Below are 24,847 nucleotides of genomic sequence, written 5' to 3'. Positions count from 1 at the left end.
GTTGCGACGTGGCCTCCACCTCCAGGAGAACCATGCCATCCCTCACCTCACCGCGACGCCGGACGCTGCTCGGCGTCACCGTCGCCCTCGCCGCCGCCCTCGCCCTGTCGTCGTGCGCGGCCGGTGCCTCGTCGTCGGAGGACGGCGAGCAGACGCTCGTCATCGGCTCGCAGATGGCGTCGTTCCCGAGCCTCGACACCGGCGCCATCACGACCGCCGGCTACGAGGGGCAGCGTCTGATCGGCAACCTCGTCTACGAGGGCCTCACCAAGCGCGACGTCTCCGATCCCAACGCGCCCGCCGGGGTTGCCCCCGCCCTCGCGTCGTCGTGGGAGGTCGCAGACGACGGCCTCAGCTACACCTTCACCCTGCAGGATGGCGTCACCTTCCATGACGGCACCGATTGGGACGCCGACGCCCTCATCTACAACATCAACCGGTACATGGATGAGACCGATCCGAACTACGACCCCGTTCTCATCACCTATTACACGGTGCTGACCTTCGTCGACTCGGTCGAGAAGGTCGACGACATGACGGTGACGTTCACCCTCAACCAGCCCTTCGCGTTCTTCCTCGCCGACCTCTACAACGTCTACTTCGCCAGCCCCACCTCGCTCGACGAGGACGGCGCCGCAGGTCAGGCCACGAACCCCGTCGGCACCGGCCCGTTCGTGTTCGACGAGCTGCAGCAGAACCAGTCGATCTCGTTCGTCCGCAACGACGACTACTGGGGCGAGGTGCCCCAGCTCGACCGGCTGACGGTCGAGCTCATCCCCGACCCGTCCGCCCGCACGGCCGCCCTCCGCTCGGGCCGCGTCGACTGGATCGAGGCGGCTCAGCCCGACGACCTCGCCAGCCTCGAGTCGGCCGGCTTCGTCGCCACCGGCAACGCCTTCGACTGGGAGTGGTCGTGGCAGCTCATGACCGGTGAGGCGCCGTTCGACGACATCCGGGTGCGCCAGGCGATGAACTACGCCATCGACCGCGAGGCCATCGCCGACGACCTGCTGCACGGCACAGCCGTGCCGGCGCACCAGATGTTCGCCAGCGCGAGCCTGTACTACACCGAGGACGACGACCTCTACGACTACGACCCCGAGAAGGCCAAGGCGCTCCTGGCCGAGGCCGGCTACCCGGACGGGCTCGACGTCACGGTCGGCTACATCACCGCCGGCTCGGGAGCGATGCAGGCGAAGTCGATGAACGAGGCGCTGCAGACGCAGCTCGCGGCCGTCGGCATCAACGTCTCGCTCGAGCCCGTCGACTTCTCGGGCATGTACGCCAAGCTCGGCGAAGGCGACACCGGCTGGCAGGCCGCCAACCAGGCCTTCAGCCTCGAGCAGCCCTCGAGCTGGAAGGGTTTCTGGTTCGGCTGCGACGGCAACTTCTTCGGATACTGCAACCCCGAGGCCGAGGCGCTGTACGACCAGGCGCTCACCACGGTCGACGACGAGGAGCGCGCCGCGCTGCTGACCGAGGTCGGCCATCTGGTGACCGAGGACGCCGCATGGCTGTTCGTCGTCAACGACACCGCGCCCCGTGCGATGTCGTCGGCCGTCACCGGCTACGAGCAGCCGAAGAGCTGGTGGATCGACTTCACCGGCATCTCGATGGGGGACTGACCGAGCACGAGCACGAGCACGAGTCCCCGCGGCCGGACGGCGGTCGCGGGGACTCGCGCGTTCGCAGTCGGCGCGAGACGCGGCGTGGGACGCGAACGCGCACCGTCGACGCGAGCACGCACCGCGGGAGGTGCGTCCTCGGCGGGGGGATGCGTCCTCGGTGGCGGTCGGGCTAGCGCGCGGCGGGCTCGGTCGGTGACGCGCGGAAGACGACCGAGTGATAGAAGCCGAAGCGGGCGAGCACGACGACGACGATGCTCACGAGGTTGACGACGTTCACGACGAATGGTCCGGCGGGGCGTCCGAGCACAGCGGATGCCGCCTCGACGCCGCCCCACACGAGGAGCGCACCGAGCGCGGTGCAGACGGCGTTGACGATCACGAACAGTGTGATCTCGACCCAGCGACGCCGACGGGCACGGTCTTTGAACGTCCATTGCCGGTTGCCGAAGTAGGCGTTCACGAGAGCCACGAGCGACGCGACGATCTTCGCGGCGACGGCATCCCATCCGAGCCCGAACAGCAGGATGTTGAAGGTGACGACCTCGATGAGAGTGCTGATGCCACCGACGGTGAGGAAGCGCGCGCTCAGAGCGGCAGCGCGCTTCACGCGAGGGGGCAGTGACATGGCTCGACTAGGCTACAGGCGTTGTCCGCGCCCGGGGACATCACCGGAAAGCACGGGGAGCCACGTGAGTTTCACGCATATCGCCATCGTCATGCCCGCGTACAACGAGGCCGACGGGATCGCCGGGTTCCTCAAGGAGATCCACGAGCATCTCGCGTCGCGTTGCGACCGCCTCGACATCATCGTGGCCGACGACCGATCGACGGACGCCACCGCGTCTGTCGTCGCGCACCTCGAGCTGCCCGGCGTCGAGGTGCAGACCCAGCCCGCCAACCGCGGACACGGCCCCACCGCGCTCGCCGCCTACCGTGCCGGGCTCGCGACATCAGCGGACCTCATCGTCCACGTGGACGGCGACGGGCAGTTCGCCGGCGAGGACATCGCACGTGTCGTGGGGGCTGTGGAGTCGGAGGGCGCAGACGTGGTGCACGGCGTGCGCCGCGGCCGCGATGATCCCTGGTACCGCCGTGTGCTGAGCGCCGGCCTGCGGCTCATCGTCCGCCCATTCGCGGGACGCGCAGTGCCCGACATCAACACCCCGCTCCGCGCCTACCGGCCCGAGGTGATCGCGACGCTGCTCGACGCCGTCGGCGCCGATGCGCTCGTGCCGCACGTGCACTTCTCGCTCGCGGAAGCGCGCCGGCGCATGAGCGTGCGCTACGTCGCCGTTCGGAGTCTTCCGCGCCGCGGCGCTGAGACGACCGGCACCATGTGGGGGACCAGCGGACAGCCGATGCTGCCACCGCCGCGCCTGCGGGCCTTCGCGCGCGACGCCTTGATCGAGCTGTGGCGGCTCTCGCTGCGCCCGGCTGCCCCCATGCGCGGCGTGCGCGAGCAGGCTCGCCAGGAGGCCTGACGTGACCCGCACGCTCCGGACCGTCGCATTCTGGATCGTCGCGGCGCTTCTCGTCGCCGCCCACGGGATCGTCCTCTGGCAGAGCATCTCGGCCACGCGGCTCTGGGAGGACGAGGCGTTCAACCTGACCGTGCCCGTCAACCTCCTCCAAGGACTCGGCTACACCAGCGACGGCACCCTCTCGGGCAGCGAGCTGACGCCCTTCGACGCGCGCATCTCGACGGGACCGGTCGTGCTCCTGCCGATCGCCGCCGTGCTCGCGACCGGCGTCGACCTGGTCGTCGGCGGCCGTCTCGTGCCGGCGGCGTATTTCGTCGCGCTGCTCGTCGCTGTCGGCATCCTGGGCCGCCGGATCGGCGGACGCTGGGGCGCGCTCGTCGCCGTCGCCGTCCCGCTCGCGTTCACCGCCGCCGCGCTGCCCTCACCGATCCAGGGTCCCGCCGACGTGCTCGGCGAGGTACCGGCAGCCGCCCTGCTCGCCTGGGCGCTCGTCGCGCTGCGCACGCGCCCGTGGCTGGCGGGGCTTCTCGTGGGACTCGCGATCCAGGCGAAGTACATCGCCCTGCTCTCGCTCCCCGCCTTCGTCGTCGCGGTGCTGCTGCTCCAGCACGGGCGGCCCTGGATGCGGCGCCTGCGCGCCCTGATCGCGCCCGCGATCGCCCTGGCGGTGCCGACCGTGCTCGTCGAGATCTTCGCCTTCATCTCGCTCGGACCCCGCGGCTTCGTCGACCACCTGCGCGCGACCCGCGACTTCATCCGGAGCGGGGGACAGGTCGCGCACACCACGTTCGGCGAGAAGCTGACGACCCTCGCCTCGTCCTGGTACCTGCCCGCCGCCGTCGTCGTCGCCGCCGTCGTGCTCGCGATCGTCGTGCTGATCGCCGGTCTCGTGCTGCGCTACCGGCCGAGCACCGATCGGTTCTGGGCGACGCTCGCCGCGGAGCCGCGCGCGCACCTCGCCGCCGCAGCCGTGCTCGGATTCGGAGCTTTCGTCGGCTGGTGGTCGACCGCCGGCCACCTGCCGCTGTGGGTGCGGCATCCGGCCCCCGGCATCCTCGCGTTCGCTCCCGTGCTCGTGGCGGCGCTCATCCCGGCAGTGCGACAGCTGTGGCGGTCGGGAGCCGCCGCGCGCGCGGCATCTGTGGTGGTGTCCGCCGCTCTCGCGGGCTGCCTCGTCGTCTCCGGGAGCAGCGCCGGGGTCACCGCTGCCGGTCGGGATGGCACGGAGCTCGCGGCGCAGCGCGAGCAGGCGGCCGCCGTCGCCTCGGTCGAGGCCGACTGGATCGCGACGCACTGGGGCGGACTCGTCGCGGTCGTCGTGATGTCCGGCGCGCACGTCGCGCTGCTCGACGCTCCGCCCGAGAACATCGCCGGCTACCCCCGACTCGACCTGGGCGGAGCCGACCTGTGCGGTGCTGCGGCCCCGCTGGCGGAGGCGCCGGGCATCGTCGTCTGTCCCGCGGGCTGAGTCATCGCACCGTGTGAACGAACGAGCCCGCGAAGCTCTACGACTTCGCGGGCTCGTTCGATCGAGAACCAGGGGCTTCAGCTGCGACGCACGCCCGTCGACTCGGCGCGGTCCGCTCGCCGCTTGGCTTTGGCGTCGGCGCGGCTGAGCTGAACGGGCGCCTGGTCGACGACGTGCGTCGAACCGTAGGTATAGGCGCCGTAGCCGTAGCTGTCGGGTCCCTTTGTCGGGAGCATCGTCACGACGACACCGAGCAGCGTTCCGCCGGCTGTGTCGAGTGTGCGGAACGCTCCCTGCAGCTCCTGTTTCTTCGTGCGGCCCGAGGCGGCGACCATGATGACACCGCGGGTCTTCTTGCTGAGCACCGCGGCATCGGTGACGAGCAGCAGCGGCGGCGCGTCGATGAGCACGTAGTCGAAGTGCTCGGTGAGAGCCGCGAGCACGTTGTCCATCGAGCTCGACCCCAGCAGCTCGCTCGGGTTCGGCGGCACCGGGCCGCTGGGCAGCACGAACAGCTGGTTCTGGCCCCACTTCTGCAGCGCGTCGACCAGCGGGACGCGTCCGATGATGACGTCGGTGAGGCCGACGCCGCCCTCGATGCCCATGTAGTCGGCGACGCGGGGGAGTCGCAGGTCGCCGTCGACGAGCGCGACCCGGGCGCCGGTCTCGGCCAGGGCGATCGCGAGGTTCGCGGTCGTGGTCGACTTGCCCTCGCCGGGGCCGGCGCTCGAGACGACGAAGCTGCGCGGGCCGTCTTCGACGTTCAGGAACTGCAGGTTCGTGCGAAGGGTGCGGAACGACTCGGCACGGGGACTGCGGGGATCGGCGTGCACGATCAGGGGCCGCTTCGACGCTTCGTTGTCGAACGCGATGCCGCCCAGCATGGGCCTGTCGGTGAGCTGCTCGATGTCGTGCAGCGTGTGGATACGGGTGTCGAGCACCGACCGCAGGACGGCGAAGCCGACGCCGAGGGCGAGGCCCAGCAGCGCCCCGACGGCGATGTACAGCGGGACATTCGGGCTCGCGGGCGCCTCGGGCGCGGTCGCGAGCTGGGTCACGGTGACCTGGACGGGGCTCGTCCCCTGACCGTCCGCGGGGCGCTCGATGGTGTTCTGCACCGCTGTGGTGAAGCTGTCGGCGGTCGCGTTCGCGATTCTTGCGGCGAGCTCGGGGTCGGTGTCGGTCACGCCGATATTGATCAGCACCGTGTTCACCGGAGTGGTCGCCGTGATGCGCGACGCGAGCTGAGCGACGGTCTGGTCGAGATCGAGCTCCTCGATCACCGGGTCGAGGACGAGCGAGGTCGGGATGACGTCGACGTAACTGGTGACCATCTGGCGGGCGAACGTCGTGCCCTGCACGAGTTCTCCCGTGGCGGCACCCTCGGTGCGGACCGAGACGTACAGGCTGGTCGATGCCTCGTACCGCGGCGTCTGAAGCAGGGCATATGCCGCCCCGGCTCCTGTTCCGATGATCAGGAGAGCGAGAAGGAGAATCCAATTCCTGTGCAGGATGCGCAGGTAATCGCGGAGTTCCACGTAGTAATTCCCCCTATGAGTGTCCGGTGCGACGGCTCTGTCATTGTTCCACACGGCTCATCCGGTACCGGACAAGAGGTGGGTTCGGACGATCAATCGCCCTTTGCGACGTAGGCGTAAACGCCGTACGAGGTCTTGTCGGCACCCGCCGTCGGCAGCATCGTCACGACGGTCCCGGCGATACGCGATCCGGCGGTCTCGATGTTCTTCACCGCCGAGGTGAGGCGCGCGCGGGTGGTGGAGCCCGCCGCCGCGACGAGGATGACGCCATCGACGGCGCGGCCGACGACAGCGGCATCCGTCACCGCGAGCACCGGCGGGGCGTCGATGATGACGACGTCGAACGCGGTTCGCAGCTCGTCCAGGAGCTTGGACATCGTGGTGGATCCGAGCAGTTCCGCGGGATTCGGCGGGACAGCGCCAGAGGGGAGGATGAACAGCGTCCCCTGGCCCCACCGCTGGAGCACGTCGAGCAGGCTCGCGCGGGACACCAGGACGTCGGAGAGTCCCACGCCGCCCTCGATGCCGAAATACTCCGCCGTCTTCGGGCGCCGCAGATCGGCATCCACGAGGACGACTTTCGACCCCGCTTCGGCGAAGGCGATCGCGAGATTGGCGGCGGTGGTGGACTTCCCCTCCGACGGGTTCGCGCTCGTCACGACGAACGCCAGCGGCCCGCCGGTCGTCGTGAGGAACTGCACGTTCGTGCGCAGCGCGCGGAAGGCCTCCGCGCGGGGGTCGCGGGCGGAGGCGGCGACGATGAGGGGCCGCTTCTTCGACTCCGGGTCGAGCGCGATTCCCCCCAGCAGCGGAGCGGGCACGATCTTCTCGACGTCCTCGACGGTGCGGATGCGGGTGTCGGCGACCGCCCGCAGGATCGCGACGGCGATACCCGCGGCGAGACCCACCAGCGCGCCGAGGGCGAGCGCGAGGCGCATGTTCGGGGCCGCGGGATCGACCGGCACCTGGGCCGGCTGGACCGTCTCGATCCGCACCGGGCTCGGACGCTCGGCGGTCGAGCGCTCGAGCTGTTCGGACACGACGGTCGTGAAGCTGTCGGCGATCGCATTGGCGATGCGCGCCGCGCCCTCGGGACCCGGGTCGGACACGGTGATGGAAATGACGACGGTGTTCTGGGTCGCCGAGACCGAGACCCGCTCGGCGAGCTGCGCGGCGCTCTCGTCGAGGCCGAGATCGGCGATCACCGGGTCGAGGACGAGCGCCGTCGGGATGATGTTGACGTAGCTCTGAACCGCCTGCCGGGCGAAGTCGGTGCCCTGTCGCAGCTCATTGTTGGACGCATCGCCCGAGGACTGCGTCGCCACGAACAGCTGAGTCGTGGCGTCGTAACGCGGCGGCGTCAGGAGCGCCGACGCCGCGCCCGCGGCGATGCCGATCAGCGTGGTCGCGATGATCAGAACGATGTTGCGGCGCAGGATGCGGATGTAGTCGTGGAGTTCCACGTTTCTCCTGTCGTCGGTGTCGCCGGGTATCCTTTCACGAGACCAGACGCTCCACCGACATCCGCGCGCTTTCCGTGCGCCCGAGTCCGAGTCCGAGGCACTTCCGGATGAACTCTCTCGCCGATCTCTTCACCGACGATCGCCGATCGGGCGACGACGGCATCCGCGCCGCGGACAGCATCATCGACGAGCGCCGCCTCGCCGCGCTCGTCGGCCCCCCGCGGATGGAGCAGGCCGTCCCACTCGCCCGACCCGATGAGACCGGGCAGCTCGTCGCGATGGTCGCCGCCGCCGCACAGTCCGCGAGCCCCGTGCACATCGCGGGTAAGTCGGGCGCTCCGAAGATGCCGCGTCGCGGTCACAAGCGCACCGATTGGCTCAACGTCGCGTTCGCCGTGCTCGCTGTCGCCGTCGTCACCGTGGTCGGCGTGTTCGGCGCCATCCAGTTCGCGAACGCCAGCCCCGCGGCATCCGCTCTTCGAGCGCTTTCGGTCGATGAGGCCTCCCTCGCCAACGGCGAGCAGGCCGTGCAGTCAGGTGTCACCCGCATCGAGACCCTCATGGCCGAGGCGCGCGCCGAGGCCGACGGGGTCGAGCCCGCGCTCGCGACGGTCGCCGGATACGTCGACGAGTCCGCGCGGGCGGCCGCAGTGCAGGCGGTCGCCGACCTCCGGGCCGGACTCGACGCGATCGAGGTGCCGTCGACTCCCGCCGCATATACCCGGCCCGCGATCGACACGGATGACCTCGCGCAGGTCGGAGCCCAGATCGACGTCGTGCGCGAGCGCTCCGATGAGCTGACGGCGATGACCGAGCAGACGCGGGCCGTGCGAAGCCAGGTCGTCGCCCTCCGCGATGCGTTCGTGGGTTCGATCGCGGCGCTGGGCGCGAGCTTCCCGGCCTCCGCGGAGGCAGAGGTGACCGAGTACGCCGAGGCGCTGCCGTCGTTCCGCGACGCTGTGACCGCGGCCGCTGCTGCCGTGCCTGCCGCGCAGGCCGCCGGTGGCCTCGGGGCTGCTGAGATGGTCGCGTATCCGCCGCTCGTCGACGCGCTGCACCGCGACCACGAACGGGCGATCGCCGCGATCATCGCCGAGCGCGAGGCCGCGCGGAACACCACCGGCCGCGGGTCGACCAGCCCGGGCACGGGGAGCGGCAACAGCGACACGGGCGGCACGGTCACCCCCGAGCCCACACCGAGCGATCCCGCCACGGGCGGCGACACCGGCGGAGGGGATACCGGCGGAGACGGCTCCGGCACTGGCGACGGATCGTCCGGCGGCGACGGCACGGGCGGGGACACCGGAGGAGACGGCACACTTCCCGGTGGCGCCGTCATCCTCCCGTAGGCCCCGGGTTGAGCCCGTCCTCGGTCGGTTCGCCAGGAACTGCGGATGCTCGCGGTGCAGGATCCGCGTTCAGCGGCGAGTCGACCTGGTCGGCGGGGTGGTGGGCCTGTCAGGCGGCGACGGCCAGACGGACGGCTCGGACGACCTCGTCGATCGCCGGTACGAGCTGCGACCCGGACAGCTGGTAGGTGTTCCACGAGCGGCGGTAGGGGTCGATGACGTCGTCGTCGTCGGGAGACTCGGGCGGCAGCGCCATGCCCCGGTGTGACGCGACGACGGCGACGGCGGCACGCAGACGCGCCGACGGATCGTCGCCTGCCGCATCCGCGGCGCCGCGGATCTCGTCGTCGCTCGCGTCGGCAGCCAGCCGCGCGAACTCACGAAGCGTGAACGCCGCGCGCAGGCGGCTGGGTGCGAGCTCGACGATGCTGCGGCGGTGCTCGCGCGCCATCGCCAGGATCAGATCCGGCGACGACAGGCGCGCCGGCGAGATGAGCTGCGAGCGGTGCGCGTCGGCCATCTCGGCGCTCACGCCGTTCTCGACCGCGAGGCGCTGGGCTTCGGCCGGCATCGGCGCACCGCCCATGTCGTAGGTGCCGCCGCTGGTGACGGCTCCGGGCAGTCCCGCCAGACGCGTGCGCAGGAGCTGCTCGGCGAGCGGGGAGCGGCACACGTTACCGGTGCAGACGGTCATGATCTCGAACATCGGGAGCTCTTTCCGTCGAGGGCTGGACGACCCCGTCAGCCTAACCGGCGTGTCGGCTCTCCCGCCCCGAGAGCCGTCCGGCGGTCACGGCGTGACGGCGAATGCTACTCGCGACCGGGTGGACGCCGCGACGCGAATTCCGACCGGGCGCTGTGTGGTGTCCCTGGCCATCGGGCCTGGCAGACTGACCCGAACCGAAGGAAGCAGATGGCGACGGACCAGCTCATCATCGAGGCCCGCGCGGCGTGGCGGCGGCGCGAGGCCGTGGTCGCGGTGCGCACCGCGATGAGCGCGCACGCGCAGGGCGACGCCGAGGGGCTGCCTCTCGCCTGCTCCATCGCGCTCCGGGCGTATCGCGCCGACCTGCTGGAAGCGCACCGGGCCGACGTCGCCGCGATGTCCGCGGGCGTCCTCCGCGATGGGGTGCTCGCCGTGCTGAGAATCGGCGCAGGAGACCTCGACAGTGCGATGTCGCGCATCACGGCGGTCGCCCGCGACAGCCTCCCGGGAGCGGACCCCGACCCTCTCGGCGAGGAGGGGCCCCTGCTGCCGTTGCTGCTGACCTACCTCGCCACCGGCGCTGCCGCCTCGGGCGCGTGGGTCCGGGCGCGCGAGTGCATCGATGCGGCGCGTGCCGCGGTGGCGACCGCATCCGCTGATGCCGGCGAGGGCGCGGCCGCGCTTCCCCCGTACCTGCACTTCGACCTGCTCGGCCTCGATGCGCTCGTCGAACTGCACACCGGCGGGGGCATGAGCGCACGCCGCGCCCTCGCCGAGACGATCGCGCCCCTCCGGATGCGCAACACCCTCACCGCCGACCACGCGCTCGCGCTCATCTGCCTCGGCAGCATCGAGCACACCGCCGGCCGTCTCGGTGAAGCAGCGATCAACCTGGGCCGCGGCGCCCGGCTCGCTCCCGAGTGGAGACCCGGCGTGAGGATCCACGGTGAGGTCGAGCTCGCGTTCGTCCGCATCCGGCAGGGCCGGTGGCGGGATGCCGTGGATGTCGTGCGCGCGACCGTCGCGCCCCTCGAATCGGTGGAACACGACTGGCTCGAGCCGCAGGCTCTGGCCGTGCACGGGCTGCTGCTCGCTCTTCGCGGCGACCTCGAGGCCGGCGGGCTCGTGCTCGAACGCGCCGAACTGCTCTGCCGAGACACTCCGTCGTTCCTCGCGCACATGGTGCTGACGCATGCCCGACTGATGGTGGCGATCACGCGAAGCGACTGGACCGGGCTGAGGCGGACGCTCGAGGATGCCGCCGAGCCGGGTTACCGGCGGCCGTACCGGCGCGACGAGTGGTGGATGCTGAACCTGCTGGCCGCGTGGCACCTCGGCCGCATCGACGAGTTCCGCCGCGGCGTCGCGATCTGGGCGCGGATGGAGGGTGCGGAGCAGAGCGCGTACTACTGGGCGTACGTGTCGATCCTGGCCGAGTACGACGGACGGCACCCCGAGGCGGCCGATGCCGTCGCGCGTTCCCTCGACCGCCTGTCGCCCGACCTCGATCCGCTGGGCCGGGCCTGGGTCCGAACGGTGGCGGGCATCTACTACAGCCGCTTCGGCACGCTCGGGGTGCCCGACCCGGTGCGGGCGCTGGCCGCCTATGAAGAGGCCAGCGCCGAACTCTCCGACCTGGGAGCGGCGGGGCTGGCCGAGAGGTACGAAGCCATCGTGGCGCAATCGACCGCCGAGCTGATGCTCGGGGACCGGAGCGGGCAACCTGCGGCGCGGCTGACCGAGCAGCAGCGCAAGGTCGCCCGAGCCGTCGGCCAGGGATACACGAGTGGTGAGATCGCGGGCATCCTGCACCTCTCGAAACGGACCGTCGACTACCACGTCGCCAACATCATGCGCCGGCTCGGTGTGTCGAGCCGGCGCGAGATCGGCCGCGTGCTCGACGATCGGCCCTGACCTGGACCGCCCTGATCTGTGTCGGCCGGTGCGCTGTGTCGGCCGGTGCGCGGATGCAAGCGATCGTGTGCGACGCGCCGGGGGAGCGGCATCCGGGCCGGGGTGTCGAGACGGATGCCTTGCATCTCGGCCCGACTCCCACTCTATCTCTAGGTATATAGAGATAGAGTGCGAGCATGCAGCCGCTCAAACGCATCACGCCGGCCACGGTGGACGTGCTCGAGATTCTGACCCTCGAAGCCGAGGGAGTGTGGGGGCTGCGCATCGTCAGCACAACGGGGCGGCCCGCGGGAACGGTGTACCCGATCCTCGAACGCCTCGAGTCGATGGAGTGGGTGACCTCTGAGTGGGAGGTCGACCCGAGCCGCAGCGGACCCCGGCGGCGCCTGTACCGCCTGACGCCGGACGGCCTCGCCGCAGCCCGCGCCGCCGTCGATGAGCATGCGGTGCGGATGCAGCGACGCCGCGCGCGTCGGCAGGAGCCCGAGCCCGGGCGTGGCCGCGGTGACGCGAGGGGAGCGATCGCGTGAACCTCGACCTCGACCTCGTCCTTCGAGCGGTGAGCCGGACGATGCCGGCCGCGTCGCGCGCACGCCATCTCGAGCAGTGGCGGGCGGATGTCGCGGGGGCTCACGAAGCCGGGGTGCGCCGGGGTGACGTCGTGCGCGGCGCGATCGCGGTCGCGCTCACCGCGGATCGCGACGCTCCGATGCTGACCGGTGAGCCCCGAGGCACCGCTTCGCGGAGGCTGAGCCGGCGGGGTGTCTCGCTGCTCGCCGCGGTCGGAGCGACCTCGGCCGCGCTCTGGCTGACGGCGGATCTCGGCTCGCCTGCGGTCGCCATTCCGGCTGTCATCGAGCTTGCGCTCGCCGTCGGACGCTCCGTGCTCAGCGTGGCCCTCTTCGGGGGAGTGCTGCTCGCCATCGCCCTCTTCATCGGCGCGGCCGCGCTGTCGCGATCGGCGGTCGTGAGGGTCGCGTTCGCGGTCACCGCGTTCGGCATCCTCCTCCTCGCGCTCGCCGCGGCGCATCCCCTGGCAGCGGAGGTGAGCGCGGCGGGCGTCGGCCTCACGGTCGGCGGCGCCGCGGTCGGGCTGGCCGCTGCCTGGCGCTCGACGCCGCTCGTCCTGGAGGACCGGTCTTCGCCGCTCGCCCGGCGGCGGCCGGTCGCGATCGCGGGGCTCGTGTTCATCACGGTGTTGCTCGTGCTCGGCGCGCTCGATCTGCTGGTGTGGAACCCGCTCGCCAAGGTGCCCGGCTACGAGTTGAGCGCCATCTACGCCGAGATGATCGCGGCCGACGGTTTCGATCCGGCGCTGGCTGCACAGTCGGTGGCCGTGTGGGGCGGGGTGTGGCTGGTGGCGGCAGCCGCTGTGACAGTCGCCGCGCTGACGAGGGGAGGGGCATGGCTGACGCCCCGCCGGCTCGGCATCCTGTACCTCTCGATCATCGGGGCCGCGCTGTTCCTGCGGCTGTTCGCCGGATTCTCGATCGGGATGTCGATCGCCGACACCTTCGGCACCTCGGGTGGTGACGTGTCTGCGCTGTCGCAGGTCTTCCACCTGGTCGGGCCGATCAGTTTCGCTGCGGCGCTGCTCCTCTTCGGCTGGGCGCCGGGGCGACGGATGACGGGTGTGCCGCTGACGTCCTGAGCCGGTGCCTCGGGTGCGCGGATGCAAGGGATCGCGGGCGACGCGCCGGGTATGCGGCATCCGGGCCGGGGTGTCGGGGCGGATGCCTTGCATCGGGGCACGGGTGATTCGCAGCATCAGCCCTTCACGGCGCCGGCGAGAGCCCCCTGCACGAAGTAGCGCTGGAACAGCAGGTAGACGATCAGCACCGGGATCGCCGACATGAAGATGAAGGCGTTCATCGGGCCGTAATCGGTGCCGTGCTGGGTCGAGAAGCTCTGCACGGCGAGCGGGATCGTCCAATTGCCCTGGGAGCGCAACAGTGTCGTCGCCATCGCGTACTCGTTCCACGTCGCGACGAAGTCGAGCACGAAAAGCGCAGCCAGCGCGGGTTTGGCCAACGGCAGCACGATCTGCCGGAAGATTCGGAAGGTCGAGGCGCCGTCGATACGCGCCGACTCCTCCAGTTCTTCGGGGATCCCGCGGAAGAAGCCGTACAGGACGAAGATCTGGTACGGGATGCCGAAGGCGAGGTAGGGCAGGATCAAGCCGTAGAGCGAGTCGAGCAGCCCGAGCTCGAGCATGGTGTTGAACAGCGGGCCGAGCCCGATCTGCACCGGCACCATCGAGCCGACGGCGATCACCATGAGCAGCCCACGACTGCCGCGGAATCGGATGCGGGCGAGGGCATACGCCGCGGCGGCCGCGATCGCCAGCCCGAGCGGCACCTTGATGATCGCGATCAGGAGGCTGTTGCCGGCCGTCACCCAGAAGTCGCCGGTGTCGATTGCGGCGGCGTAATTGCCGAACTCCCACGACGACGGCAACGCCCACAGGGGTGTGGTGTTGAGGTCGGGCTTGGACTTCACCGAGGTCATGAACATGAGAAACAGCGGCAGGAACCACAGGGCCGCGGTGATGGCGAGCGCCACCCACAGGCCGATGCCGACATGGTCGCGCGGTGGGCGACGCGCGGGGGCGGTCTGGCCTACGTTCGCCGAATCGAGCACGCGTGGGGCGATGGTGACGCTCATCGGTCTTCTCCCTTCATCGACCAGGCCAGATACGGGATGACCAGGGCCAGAGTGACGATCAGCAGGACGGTGGCGACGGCGCCGCCCATCCCGAATTGGTGATTGGTGAACGACTGCGTGTACGACCAGAGCGCCAGGACCTGTGTCGACTGTGCGGGACCGCCGCCGGTCATGCCCACGACGAGGTCGAACACCTTGAGCGAGTTGATGATGGTGAGGATGACGACGACCACCGTGGTGGGTCGCAGCGCAGGAATGGTGACGGCGCGAAAGCGCTGCCAGGCGTTCGCGCCGTCGAGCTTCGCCGCCTCGGTGAGCTCGGGCGGCACGGTCTGCAGTCCGGCGAGGAAGAGGACCATGCTGAAACCCACGCTCTGCCAGATGTTGGCGACGAAGACCGAACCGAGCGCGAACTGCGGGTCACCCAGCCATGACTGCCCCAAATCCCCCAGTCCCACCGCGGTGAGCGCCTGGTTGACGAAGCCGAGAGTGGGGTTGTAGATCCAGCGCCACATGGCCGCGACCGTGATCGAGGCGAACACGGCAGGGATGTAGAAGACCGCGCGCATGAGGTTGCGGCCGATGAGCTTGCGGTTCAGGCCGAGGGCCAGGAGGAGGGCGATGACGGTCGGGATGAGGAGGGAGGCGATGACCCAGATGACCGAGTTGCGCAGCGCCGTCCAGAACACCGCATCCTGCGTCAGCAGACGGATGTAGTTGTCGAGCCCGACGAACGTCGCTTCCTGCGTCCGGAAGCCCGACCACTCGAAGAACGACAGGCGCACCGCGTCGAGCATCGGGTAGAGCAGGAACCAGCCGTAGAGCACGACCGTGGGGATGAGGTAGGGCAGCGCCAAGGCGAAGCGATGATGCCGCGGCGTGCTGCTGCGCTGCTTCCGGCGTCCCTGTGTGACGAGGGTGACAGTGGCCATGGGACTTCCTGTTCGGGTTCGAGTCCGCGGGGCGGCGCTCCGGTAGTCGCCGCCCCGCGGAGGGGTCGCAGCTACTGCGCGTCGCGGAACTTCTGGAACTCGGCGCCGGCGTCCTCGGGTGCGATGTCGCCGGTGAGCACCGAGTTCTGGATGCGCCAGTACTCGGTCGTCTCGGCGGTAGAGAAGTTCTGGTCGTTGTTGGTGTAGACGCCGTCTGCTGCGTTGAAGAGGTCGGCCCAGACCGCGTTGAGCGGGTTCGTCTCGTCGACCGGGACGTCCTTGTTCACGGACAGGGCGGCCCAGGCATCGCCGACGATCTCCTGGCCCTCTGCGGAGGTGCCGAAATCGAGGAACTCCGCCGCGAGGTCGGCCTTGTCGCTGGCCGCGTTGATGTAGAAGGCTTCGCCGAAGCCGTAGAGCCGGTCGGTTCCGGTCGGGAACATCATGACCCCGATCTCGGCGGGGTCGAGTCCGTTGTCGACGACCTGCGAGTTGTACCAGGTGCCCTCGAGCGACATGGCCGCCTGGCCCGAGAAGAAGAGCTGGGCCGCGTCGTCATTGTTGATGCCGAGGTAGCCGCTGTTGAAGAAGTCGTCGCCCCAGGTCTTGAGCTCGGTGAAGGCCGCCGTGACGCAGGCCTCGGAGCCCCAATCGCCGTCGCCGGTGTTCAGCTCGTCTGCCGTCTCTGCGCCGCACTCAGTCTCGACAAGCGAGTCGAGCAGTCGCATGACGTCCCAGTTGACGGTGCCGCCGAACTCGATCGGCGTGATGCCCGCGTCGGCGAGCTTCTGCGCCGCCGTGACCAGCTCGTCGTAGGTTGCCGGCGGCGTGGTGATGCCCGCCTGCTCGAAGAGCGTCTTGTTGTAGTAGATGCCTTCGCCCTGCTGGCTCCAGGGGACGCCGTGGAAGCCGCCGTACTGGGTGATGCCGCTGAGGGATGCCGGCGTGAAGCGGTCCTCCCAGCCGTACTCGCTGTAGTAGTCGCTGAGGTCGAGGCTCATGCCGGCATCGATCAGCTCGCCGCCCAGGCCCGACCCCTCCCAGTACCAGTAGATATCGGGTCCGGCGTCGGTTCCAGCGACCTGACGCATCGCGGTCTTGTGCTCGTCGACCGAGCGTTGCTCGAGGGTGACGGTCGTGCCGGGGTTCGCCTTCTCGAACGCATCGATGAGACCGGTCATGGCCTCGCCCTGGCTGTCCTCCTGTGTCGGCATCCAGATGACGAGCTCGTCGGCGTCACCGCTGCCGGTGCCTCCGCTCGAGCAGGAGGCGAGCGCGAGGAGGGTCGTTCCGGCCAGGGCGACGACGCCCAGCTTGGAGATGGAGTGCATCATTGCTTCCTTCGTGGTGATGGGTGAATCGGGCGCGGGTCGTCCCGGAGATGAGTGGGTCAGGCGCGGGAGGTCTGCCAGTCGGAGAACTCGCGGAGCTTCAGGTAGAAGTCCTCGAACATGAGGCGTGTGTCGACCCAGGTGTAAACACGCATGGCGCGTCCGTCGGGTCGGCTGAAGTATTGACCGTCGTCTCCGATGCGCGGCGTGGGACGAACCTCGTGGCGGCTCGACGAGGAGTCGGCCTCGAACAGTGACTGCAGTGCTGTCAGGAGGACCAGAGGAGAGTCGCCGAGAGCGTAGGTCTCGGCGGGGCCGCGTCCCTCCGCCTCGGCACGGAGCATCACCTCGGTGATCTCGTCGTAGAGGTACGCGCCCAGCGGACCGGCGGTCGCCACACGCAAGCGCAGCTCGGCATCCGACACCAGGCACTGGCGGTAGACGTCGCGAGGCACCTGCCACAGCGACAGGTCGGAATCGCCGAATACGACCTGGGCGGCCACCGGATCGATGAGCAGGTTGTACTCGATCGGCATGGCACCGGGAGGCGGGACGGCGATCCCCTCGTGCTCGCCGCCGCCGATCCAGACGACGGTCAGTCGTTCGGCGACGCGAGGTTCGAGCAGCCATGCCGACGCGAGGTCGGTCAGTCCTCCGCCCGCGACGAAGTACAGCGGACGAGGATCATCGCGCAGCGCCTCGCTGATGAGGGCATCGACCGCCGGCGCGGGTTGCGGTGTGGTGCGGTCGACGAGAGGCTCCTCCGACCCTCGAGCGATAACTCCCGTCGAGTCGAGCCCCATGCGCTCGAAGACGTCGGCGATCACCTGGACCGCGTGCGTCGCCGTGTCGGGACCTTCGTCGAATGGGTCACCTGCGCGCAGGTGCGATCCGATGACGAGGGGGATCTCGACGCTCGGTGACAGGAGGTGGTGCACGAGCTGGAAGAGATCATCGGGATCGCCCGAGAAGTCGTTGTCGACGATGACCCGTGCCCGCGGCGCACCGAGAGGGGCGATCGACTGCCAGGGAGCGGTACCGAGCGTCCAGCGCGGTGCGCGCGGGTGGGCGGATGCCGTGGTGGCGGGGATCCTCGTCATCGTCGACTCTCTGTTCATGTGGCGTGACCGATGCAATTAAAACCGGTTGACCAATTTCAGTGATCGATAACCTACGGGTAGAGTGATCGATAACCTATCGGGCGGCGAAGCCCGTTACTGAATCGTTACCGACGGCGCGGGGAGGCTGATGTGACGAACACCCGATCGACCGCGGGCCGGCCGAGCATGGCGGACGTCGGACGCGCGGCAAGGGTGTCGGCCCAGACCGTCTCTCGCTACTTCACCGGTACCGGCTACGTCAGCGCCCAGACGAAGGAGCGCATCGCCGCCGCGGTCGACGAGCTCGGCTATCGCTTCAATCAATCGGCGCGGAACCTGCGGACGCGCCGCTCCGACACGGTGGGGGTGCTCGCCCTGGGCGCCCTCAACTACGGGAGCGCGGGCGTGCTGACGGGGCTGAGTCGTGCCGCGCGCGAGGCCGACTACACGCTGTCGATCATCGAGCTCGACCTCGACTACGACGCCGGCGACTGGCAGGACGAGGCGCAGCGAAGCATCGACCACTTTCTGTCGATCCCCGTGGACGGCATCGTGCTGTCGACTCCCGTTCAAGGCGCCGACGACCTCGTCGCGTCCATCGGCGCCGAGACGCCCATCATCACGGTGTCTGAGCTGCCGCCGTCGATCGATGCATCGGCGAGCACCCACTCGCACGCCGCCGGACTGGACGGGACGCGTCACCTGCTGAGTCTCGGGCATCGCCGCATCCTGCACGTTGCGGGGCCGGGGACGCGCAACGAGGCGGTGGAACGCGAGCGCGGCTACCGCGACGCGATGAGCGAGGCGGGAGTCGAACCGGACGTGCTCGACGTGTCGACGGATTGGTCATCGGTCTCGGGCTTTCGCGCGGGCGAGGTGGCCGACCCCGCCCGTTTCACGGCGGTGTTCGCCGCCAACGACGAACTCGCTCTGGGGTTCATGAGCGCGATGGAGCGGCGTGGCCTGCGGGCGCCGTACGACTACTCCATCGTCGGCGTGGACGATATGCCTGTCGCCAGCTACTTCTCACCGCCCCTGACGACGATGCGCCTCGACTTCCGGGCGCTCGGAGCCGACACGTTCCGCATGCTTCATCACGAAATCCGCACAGGACAGCGCCCCACGCACGTCGTGGTCGAGCCTCAGCTGATCGTGCGGGGGTCAACCGCCGCCGTCTAGGCGGCACCCGGCCGGCGTATGTGTCGCGTTGTCCCGCGCTCGAATGCAAGGGATCGCGGGCGACGCGCCGGGGACGCGGCATCCGGGCCGGGGTGTCGGGGCGGATGCCTTGCATCGCGGGCGCGGCGCGCCGCTCGGCCGAGGCGTGTCAGGCCGCTTCGGCGGCGACCCGCATGCGCGAGAGGAAATCGACGAGCACGGCGGCGGATCCGGGCGGCATATGGGCGATGACGTCCTCGACGCGATGCTGCACGTCCGATCCCGACTGGCGCAGGCGCTCGACCGGGCGATCGCCGAGCGTCACGAAGACCTTGCGTCTGTCGGACGGATGCGGCTGCCGCCGGAGATACCCGGAGCGCTCGAGGCGATCGAGCATGGCGGTCGTGCTCGCGGACGAGATCCCGAGCTCTTGGGTGATGTTCGACGGGGTCAGCGCGATGTCGCGGTCCTGTGCCTCGATGAGCTTCTCGAGCGCGATCAGGTCGTTCTCGCACACGAGCATCGAGTCGCGCAGGCGCAGTCGAATGGCGCCCTCCGCGGCCTCGTACGCCCACAGCGCGTCGAGGACTGCCGATGCCGACGATGTCTCACCCTGCACTGCCATGACGACTCCCCGTGTTGATCGACCTAGCGGCTCAGTCTGTCCGAGCCCCGGGTCGAAGGGGAGCCCTTCCCGTGGGAGCGCTCACCTGGTATGGGCGAAGGAAGGTCAGCCTCAGTGGACCGAGAAGCCGCCGTCCACGGCGATCGACTGGCCGGTCACATAGGCCGAGCCCGGGCCGGCGAGGAAGATCGCCGCGGCGGCGAAGTCGTCGGGCAGGCCGTTGCGGCCGACGAAGGTGCGGGCGGCCAGTGCGTCGACGACGTCGGGGTCGCTGGCGAGGCGCTGGTTGAGGCGTGTGAGGACGAAACCCGGGACCAGCACGTTAGAGGTCACCCCGGCTGCCGACCACGCCTCCGCTTGCGAGCGGGCGAGACCCTCGAGGGCGGCCTTCGATGCGCCGTAGGCGCCGCTCGACGCGAAGGCGCGGCTCGCCTGCTGCGAGCTGATGGAGATGATGCGGCCGTATTCGCGCTCGATCATCCCGGGGGCCAATCGCTGGCCGAGGATGAAGGGCGCGTCGAGGTTGACGGCCATCGTGGCGTCCCAGGCGGGTTCATCGAGCTCGAGGAGGGGAGGGCGGATGTTGATGCCCGCCGAGTTCACGAGGATGTCGATGTCGCCGGCCTGATCGGCGAGCTCGTGGCAGCCCGCGCGCGAGGACAGGTCTGCGACGATTCCCGACGCGCGCCGGCCCTCGGAGCGGATGCGCCCGACGGTCTCGTCGATCAGGTCGCGACCGCGGGCGGCGATGACGACCTCGGCTCCCGCGGCCGCCAGTGCCTCGGAGATCCCGCGGCCGATGCCGGAGCTCCCGCCGGTCACGAGGGCGCGTCGGCCGGAGAGTCCGAAGAGGCTGTGGAGGTCCATCGCCTCAGCGTAGACAGATTCGGTCGACGCTTCAGGCGAGCGATCGGGCCTGCGCGACGACGGCGTCTCGGCGGGCGTCCGCGGATGCCGAGCCCGTGATGAGCGTGACCAGGTGGGGGAGGCATCCGTCGGCCGTCGCGATCGCGATGATGCTCACCAGCAGCTGCGCCGCCTCGTCGCGGGAGCGGCCCGGCAAAGCGGCAGCAAGAGCGTCGACCATGGCGGCGCACCCCTCGGCACGGCTGGGCCCCGACACCGGCGCATCGAGCTCGAGACTCTCCCACGACAGCAGGCGTGCGAGCTGCGGGTGCGACGCGGCTCGGTCGTAAAGGTCGTGGGCGAGCCCGCCGAGCGCGTCGGCACCGGTGCCGCGGATCTCGATGCCGTCGAGGAGGCGGTCGACCTCGGCGGCGAGCACGGCGCCGAACAGGCCCGCCTTGTCGACGAAGTACGAGTAGATGCGCTCCTTGTTCACCCCGGCGGTCCGGGCGATCGCCTCGACGCGCGCGCCGGCGTATCCGCGCGCGGAGAAGTGCTCGGTCGCGGCTTCGAGCAGGCGGCGCCGCGTCGCCTCGGTGTCCCACGCCATGATCCGAGCCTAGCAACTCCAACCTTCTGGTTGGCGTGTTCGACGTTCTGTGCGTACGGTGGTCTCCAACCAGACGTTTGGGGTTTTCATGTCACCACTGTCCGTTCTCGTCCTCGGGTCGCGCGGAGCGGTCGGCGCTGCCGCCGCCGACGCGCTGCGCGCCGGCGGCCATGCTGTCGTGGGGGCATCGCGCCGCCCTGGGCCGGGCGGTCTCGCCGTCGATGTCACGACGCTCGAGGGCCGCGAGGTGCTCGCCGCCGCCGCGCGCCGAGCGGATGCCGTGATCGATGCGAGCGGGCTCGAGATCACCGCGGTGCAGGAGGCGGTCGGTTCGACGCCTCTTGTCGACGTGTCGGCGACGGCATCCCACCTCGCTCGGCTCGCGGGCGGCGTCGCCGACGGCGGGGCGGTGCTGCTCGGGGCCGGGATCGCGCCGGGGGTGAGCACCGTTCTGGCGAGCGCGCTCGGTGCCGCCCCCGGCGACGATGTCGACGTCACGGTGATGCTCGGGGCCGGCGAGTCGCATGGTGCGGCAGCCGTCGACTGGACGGTCCGGCTCGCCGGCGCGCCGCTCTACGCCGCGCCGGAGGCTGAGCGGATCGTCAACCTGCGGTCGGTCCGGCGATTCCGGTCGGCGGCGGAGAATCGAAGATATCTCCGCGCGGACTTCCCCGACGATCTGCTGTGGGGCTCGCGGTCGGGCGTCGCCGTGCGGAGCTGGCTGGCGCTCGACAGCAGGGTGGCGACGGCTGCGCTGCGCACCGTCGGGGTCGTTCCACTGCTGGCGCCGTTGCTTCGCCGCGCGCCGCACCTCGGCACGAGTCGCTGGCGCGTCGGCGCCGTCCATCGGCAGAGCGGCCGGCGGTTCTCGGCCTCGGGAGAGGGGCAGTCGCTGGCGACGGGGCGGGTGGCGGCCCTCGCGGCGACCCGCATGGTCGAGCGCGATGTTCGCGGGGTCGTGACCATGGCGGACGTCGTCGGCGTCGACGACATCCGAGGCGTGGCGGGAATCGGCGTCGACCGCGGCGAAGGCTGAGCTGACGCGACCGGCGCGCCGAGTGTCGACGGCGCGCCCTGGCGAGTATCGAAGATGTGTTCTATCCTCGGTTGTCATGACCGACACGACGAGCGCCCATGACGTGACCCTCTGGCTCGTCGACGACATCCCTGCGCGGATGTTCTACGCGGGCCGGCGCTGGACCGTCAGCGACATCCCGACCCGTCTGCGCGACTCGGTCTGGTCTCTCGCCGCCGACGATGACCGGCGACGCGGGCTCTACGGCTGGCGCTTCCAGGCGACGGATGCCGACGGCGAGGCGTTCGTGTTCGACGTGTACTGCGGCGCGGGCGGGTGGCACGTGCATCGGGCCTACGCGTGAGCTGCGGCAGCGGGCGGCGGCGTCCCGGTGCGAGACCGGTCAGATGTCGCCGAGTTGCGCGAGGAACTCGTCGGCCATCGCGACCTGGCGGGTCAGCTTCTCGCGACGCTCGGCCGCGCCGGCCCGGATCGCCTCGAGGCGCGCGCGCAGCTCCGCGTCGGCCGGGGTGGCGGTGAGGGCGTCGACGACGTCGAGCAGCTCCCGCATCTCGTCGAGGCTGTAGCCGAGGGGCTTCATGCGTCGGATGAGCAGGATGCGGGCGACGTCGGTCTCCGTGTAGAGGCGGAACCCGCCCTCGGTGCGCGCCGACGGGGTGACGAGGCCGATCTCGTCGTAGTGCCGGAGTGTGCGGAACGACATCTCGGTCCGCTCGGTCACCTCTCCGATGCGCATGGTGACCTCATCGCGATTCGACATCAAACCTCACGTTACGTTAGATTCTTGTCGGCGCCGTTCCGCGCCGACCCCCTTCATTCTTCCCGCGTCGGACAGCCGGCGCTGCGCGCGCTCGCGCGATCGCCCGCCCGCCCTGCCGGGCACCGACCGAAAGGCACCGCGTGACCGCCGTCACCCCCGCCCGCGACAGCGCGTCGCGCTACCGCATCGAACCCACCGTCGTGCAGGCCCTCCGCAGCCCTCGGCTGCTGACGCGCGAGGTGCTGGCGGGGCTCGTCGTCGCCCTCGCGCTCATCCCCGAGGCGATCGCGTTCTCGATCATCGCCGGCGTCGACCCCCGCGTCGGGCTGTTCTCGTCGTTCGTCATGGCGGTCGCGATCGCGTTCCTCGGCGGACGCCCGGCCATGATCAGCGCCGCCACCGGTGCGATCGCCCTCGTCATCGCGCCCGTCGCGCGCGAGCACGGCATCGAGTACCTCGTCGCCACCGTCCTGCTCGGGGGTGTCATCCAGATCGTGCTGGCGGTGCTCGGCGTCGCGAAGCTCATGCGGTTCATCCCGCGGTCGGTGATGGTGGGCTTCGTCAACGCGCTCGCGATCCTCATCTTCCTCGCGCAGCTGCCGCAGCTCTTCGGTGCCGGCATCCCGTGGCTCGTCTGGCCGCTCGTGGTCGCGGGGCTCGTGATCCTCGTCGTGCTGCCGTGGCTGACGAAGGCGATCCCGGCCCCGCTCGTCACGATCGTGCTGCTCACCGCGGCCGTCGTGGCTTTCGGTTGGCAGGTGCCGACCGTCGGCGATCAGGGGGAGCTGCCCGCGAGCTTGCCCGAACTGTTCGTGCCCGACGTTCCGCTCACGCTCGAGACGCTCCGCATCATCGCGCCCTACGCCCTCGCGATGGCCGTCGTGGGTCTGCTCGAATCACTCATGACCGCGAAGCTCGTCGACGACATCACCGACACCCACTCGCGTAAGACCCGCGAGGCGCTCGGTCAGGGGGCCGCGAACATCCTGTCGGGTGCGTTCGGCGGGATGGGCGGCTGCGCCATGATCGGGCAGACGATGATCAACGTGAAGGCGTCGGGGGCGCGCACGCGCATCTCGACCTTCCTCGCGGGGGTGTTCCTGCTGATCCTCGTGCTCGCGCTCGGCGACGTCGTCGCGATCATGCCGATGGCGGCGCTCGTTGCGGTCATGATCATGGTCACGGTGGCCACGTTCGACTGGCACAGCATCCGGCCCGCGACCCTCCGGCGGATGCCGAAGAGCGAGACGGCCGTCATGCTCATCACCGTCGTCGCGACGGTCTGGACCCACAACCTCGCGGTCGGCGTCATCCTCGGCGTGCTCGCCGCGATGGTGATGTTCGCCCGTCGCGTCGCGCATCTCGTCACCGTCACCCGCCGGCTCGACCCTGCCGGCGACGAGCCGGTGGCGCGCTACGAGGTCGACGGCGAGCTTTTCTTCGCCTCGAGCAACGACCTCACGACGCAGTTCGCGTACGCCGAGGACCCCGAGCGCGTCGTGATCGACATGAGTCGGTCGCACGTCTGGGATGCCTCGACCGTGGCCGCGCTCGACGCGGTCGTGAACAAGTACGACCGGCACGGAAAGACTGTCACGATCGAGGGGCTCGATGCCGCGGCGTCCGCTCTGCACGGGCGCCTGACCGGCAACGTCGGTGGGCACTGACCGCGTGGGCTGCGTTGCGCGGTGTGTTCAGTACGCCGTGAACGAGACGAAGGATGCCGGCCCGAACCGCCCCGTGGCGGGATCGAGGTAGCGCACCCCGAGCATGACGGGGCCGGGAGCGGGGACGGAGAAGCGCGCGGTCACCGCACCTTCGCCGTCGAGGCGCATGAGCTGGCTGCGCCAGGGCGCGGCATCGCCGACCCTGGCGCGTTGGACCCGGAGGTTCGGCTCTCCGGAGATCCTGAGCTCGAACCCATCGGCCAGGACCGCGGCGCCGGCGAGAGGCGAGGTCGGCACCGGCGGCGGCAGAACGGAGACGGGGGCCGATGCGCTGAGCGGGGAGGTCCGGCCGGCGCTGGTCTGCCGTGCGGATAGCTCATGGTCGCCCGCAGGCAGGTAGGCCGCGGCATCCGTCTGGTCGCGTCCGTTCGAGAGATCTGAGACCGACCATGCACCGGTTTCGTCCGAGGTCGTCCGGGCGCGGACCGTGCCGGTCTCGTCGACGATCTCGATGGCGGCTCCCGGTTCGGCTCCCCCGGAGATGAGCGGGTAGACGCTCGGCCCCGCACCG

Annotated in this window: 24 protein-coding genes; 11 read left to right on the top strand and 13 right to left on the bottom strand. The window is 70.2% G+C overall.

The genetic code is table 11. From position 1 onward, the window contains the following. The first annotated feature begins 32 nt into the window (after positions 1 to 32). A complete protein-coding gene (locus CBF90_RS17885; RefSeq protein WP_088380914.1) occupies positions 33 to 1,625 on the top strand; it encodes an ABC transporter substrate-binding protein in 1,593 nt (530 codons plus the stop codon). A 172-nt stretch (positions 1,626 to 1,797) separates the two neighbouring features. Here the strand turns inward: CBF90_RS17885 and CBF90_RS17875 are convergent, their stop codons facing one another. Continuing rightward, complete coding sequence (locus tag CBF90_RS17875) at positions 1,798 to 2,253, bottom strand: GtrA family protein (protein WP_088380912.1); 456 nt, start codon at positions 2,251 to 2,253, stop codon at positions 1,798 to 1,800. 64 nt (positions 2,254 to 2,317) lie between these two features. Here CBF90_RS17875 and CBF90_RS17870 point away from each other — a divergent pair, with 64 nt between their 5' ends. Both CBF90_RS17870 and CBF90_RS17865 read left to right on the top strand, forming a co-directional pair. Then, a complete protein-coding gene (locus CBF90_RS17870) occupies positions 2,318 to 3,109 on the top strand; it encodes a glycosyltransferase family 2 protein (protein ID WP_172407858.1) in 792 nt (263 codons plus the stop codon). A 1-nt stretch (position 3,110) separates the two neighbouring features. Next, positions 3,111 to 4,577 carry a glycosyltransferase 87 family protein gene (locus tag CBF90_RS17865; RefSeq protein ID WP_064955408.1) on the top strand — a complete coding sequence of 489 codons (1,467 nt, stop codon included), beginning with the start codon at positions 3,111 to 3,113 and terminating at the stop codon, positions 4,575 to 4,577. 77 nt (positions 4,578 to 4,654) lie between these two features. Here the strand turns inward: CBF90_RS17865 and CBF90_RS17860 are convergent, their stop codons facing one another. Further along, positions 4,655 to 6,115 carry a polysaccharide biosynthesis tyrosine autokinase gene (locus CBF90_RS17860; RefSeq protein ID WP_088380910.1) on the bottom strand — a complete coding sequence of 487 codons (1,461 nt, stop codon included), beginning with the start codon at positions 6,113 to 6,115 and terminating at the stop codon, positions 4,655 to 4,657. A gap of 92 nt (positions 6,116 to 6,207) precedes the next feature. After that, the gene (locus CBF90_RS17855; RefSeq protein WP_064955406.1) at positions 6,208 to 7,578 is read right to left on the bottom strand and encodes a polysaccharide biosynthesis tyrosine autokinase; all 1,371 of its coding nucleotides are present in this window, start codon (positions 7,576 to 7,578) and stop codon (positions 6,208 to 6,210) included. Positions 7,579 to 7,685: 107 nt separating this feature from the next. Between CBF90_RS17855 and CBF90_RS17850 the strand changes: the two genes are divergently transcribed. Continuing rightward, positions 7,686 to 8,927, top strand: coding sequence for a hypothetical protein (locus CBF90_RS17850; protein ID WP_088380909.1), 1,242 nt, complete (start codon positions 7,686 to 7,688; stop codon positions 8,925 to 8,927). A gap of 109 nt (positions 8,928 to 9,036) precedes the next feature. Here CBF90_RS17850 and CBF90_RS17845 read toward each other — a convergent pair whose 3' ends face one another. After that, on the bottom strand, positions 9,037 to 9,633 hold the full coding sequence (locus CBF90_RS17845) for a low molecular weight phosphatase family protein (RefSeq protein ID WP_071919100.1): 597 nt from the start codon (positions 9,631 to 9,633) through the stop codon (positions 9,037 to 9,039). 207 nt (positions 9,634 to 9,840) lie between these two features. Here CBF90_RS17845 and CBF90_RS17840 point away from each other — a divergent pair, with 207 nt between their 5' ends. From CBF90_RS17840 to CBF90_RS17830, 3 genes are all read left to right on the top strand, one after another. Beyond that, a complete protein-coding gene (locus tag CBF90_RS17840; protein WP_023954229.1) occupies positions 9,841 to 11,547 on the top strand; it encodes a LuxR family transcriptional regulator in 1,707 nt (568 codons plus the stop codon). A gap of 176 nt (positions 11,548 to 11,723) precedes the next feature. Next, positions 11,724 to 12,077 (top strand): PadR family transcriptional regulator, encoded by a 354-nt coding sequence (locus tag CBF90_RS17835; protein WP_088380908.1) that lies wholly within the window; start codon positions 11,724 to 11,726, stop codon positions 12,075 to 12,077. After that, positions 12,074 to 13,198 carry a hypothetical protein gene (locus CBF90_RS17830; protein ID WP_088380907.1) on the top strand — a complete coding sequence of 375 codons (1,125 nt, stop codon included), beginning with the start codon at positions 12,074 to 12,076 and terminating at the stop codon, positions 13,196 to 13,198. The genes CBF90_RS17835 and CBF90_RS17830 overlap by 4 nt, the downstream gene beginning before the upstream one ends. A 116-nt stretch (positions 13,199 to 13,314) precedes the next feature. Here CBF90_RS17830 and CBF90_RS17825 read toward each other — a convergent pair whose 3' ends face one another. The 4 genes from CBF90_RS17825 to CBF90_RS17810 all read right to left on the bottom strand — a co-directional run bounded on the left by CBF90_RS17825 (position 13,315) and on the right by CBF90_RS17810 (position 17,574). Then, positions 13,315 to 14,211, bottom strand: coding sequence for a carbohydrate ABC transporter permease (locus CBF90_RS17825; protein WP_088380906.1), 897 nt, complete (start codon positions 14,209 to 14,211; stop codon positions 13,315 to 13,317). Continuing rightward, positions 14,208 to 15,143 (bottom strand): carbohydrate ABC transporter permease, encoded by a 936-nt coding sequence (locus tag CBF90_RS17820; protein ID WP_088380905.1) that lies wholly within the window; start codon positions 15,141 to 15,143, stop codon positions 14,208 to 14,210. The genes CBF90_RS17825 and CBF90_RS17820 overlap by 4 nt, the downstream gene beginning before the upstream one ends. Before the next feature lie 71 nt (positions 15,144 to 15,214). Continuing rightward, a complete protein-coding gene (locus tag CBF90_RS17815) occupies positions 15,215 to 16,474 on the bottom strand; it encodes an ABC transporter substrate-binding protein (RefSeq protein WP_023954239.1) in 1,260 nt (419 codons plus the stop codon). 59 nt (positions 16,475 to 16,533) lie between these two features. Beyond that, on the bottom strand, positions 16,534 to 17,574 hold the full coding sequence (locus CBF90_RS17810; protein WP_088380904.1) for a nucleoside hydrolase: 1,041 nt from the start codon (positions 17,572 to 17,574) through the stop codon (positions 16,534 to 16,536). A gap of 150 nt (positions 17,575 to 17,724) precedes the next feature. Here CBF90_RS17810 and CBF90_RS17805 point away from each other — a divergent pair, with 150 nt between their 5' ends. Next, complete coding sequence (locus tag CBF90_RS17805) at positions 17,725 to 18,753, top strand: LacI family DNA-binding transcriptional regulator (protein ID WP_088380903.1); 1,029 nt, start codon at positions 17,725 to 17,727, stop codon at positions 18,751 to 18,753. Positions 18,754 to 18,901: 148 nt separating this feature from the next. On the opposite strand, the gene CBF90_RS17800 is transcribed toward CBF90_RS17805, so the two are convergent. From CBF90_RS17800 to CBF90_RS17790, 3 genes are all read right to left on the bottom strand, one after another. Next, positions 18,902 to 19,357 carry a MarR family winged helix-turn-helix transcriptional regulator gene (locus tag CBF90_RS17800; RefSeq protein WP_023954245.1) on the bottom strand — a complete coding sequence of 152 codons (456 nt, stop codon included), beginning with the start codon at positions 19,355 to 19,357 and terminating at the stop codon, positions 18,902 to 18,904. Positions 19,358 to 19,468: 111 nt separating this feature from the next. Continuing rightward, positions 19,469 to 20,224, bottom strand: coding sequence for an SDR family NAD(P)-dependent oxidoreductase (locus CBF90_RS17795; RefSeq protein WP_088380902.1), 756 nt, complete (start codon positions 20,222 to 20,224; stop codon positions 19,469 to 19,471). 31 nt (positions 20,225 to 20,255) lie between these two features. Beyond that, on the bottom strand, positions 20,256 to 20,813 hold the full coding sequence (locus tag CBF90_RS17790) for a TetR/AcrR family transcriptional regulator (protein WP_023954248.1): 558 nt from the start codon (positions 20,811 to 20,813) through the stop codon (positions 20,256 to 20,258). Positions 20,814 to 20,901: 88 nt separating this feature from the next. On the opposite strand from CBF90_RS17790, the gene CBF90_RS17785 reads away from it, so the two are divergent. Beyond that, positions 20,902 to 21,849: a saccharopine dehydrogenase gene (locus tag CBF90_RS17785; RefSeq protein ID WP_088380901.1), complete on the top strand. Its 948-nt coding sequence runs from the start codon at positions 20,902 to 20,904 to the stop codon at positions 21,847 to 21,849. A 76-nt stretch (positions 21,850 to 21,925) separates the two neighbouring features. Further along, positions 21,926 to 22,192 carry a hypothetical protein gene (locus CBF90_RS17780; RefSeq protein WP_023954252.1) on the top strand — a complete coding sequence of 89 codons (267 nt, stop codon included), beginning with the start codon at positions 21,926 to 21,928 and terminating at the stop codon, positions 22,190 to 22,192. A 39-nt stretch (positions 22,193 to 22,231) separates the two neighbouring features. Here CBF90_RS17780 and CBF90_RS17775 read toward each other — a convergent pair whose 3' ends face one another. Beyond that, positions 22,232 to 22,609, bottom strand: coding sequence for a MerR family transcriptional regulator (locus CBF90_RS17775; RefSeq protein WP_036304788.1), 378 nt, complete (start codon positions 22,607 to 22,609; stop codon positions 22,232 to 22,234). 140 nt (positions 22,610 to 22,749) lie between these two features. Here CBF90_RS17775 and CBF90_RS17770 point away from each other — a divergent pair, with 140 nt between their 5' ends. Next, positions 22,750 to 24,276: a SulP family inorganic anion transporter gene (locus CBF90_RS17770; protein ID WP_088380900.1), complete on the top strand. Its 1,527-nt coding sequence runs from the start codon at positions 22,750 to 22,752 to the stop codon at positions 24,274 to 24,276. Between the two features lie 27 nt (positions 24,277 to 24,303). Here CBF90_RS17770 and CBF90_RS18540 read toward each other — a convergent pair. Continuing rightward, positions 24,304 to 24,847, bottom strand: a 544-nt coding sequence (locus CBF90_RS18540; protein ID WP_172407857.1) for a hypothetical protein, incomplete at its 5' end; no start/stop codon positions are given.

Source organism: Microbacterium sp. AISO3, assembly GCF_002204305.1.
Classification (GTDB): Bacteria; Actinomycetota; Actinomycetes; order Actinomycetales; family Microbacteriaceae; genus Microbacterium; species Microbacterium arborescens.
The sequence above is the reverse complement of the archived record's forward strand: the minus strand, read 5'-3'. Positions and strand labels throughout refer to the sequence as shown.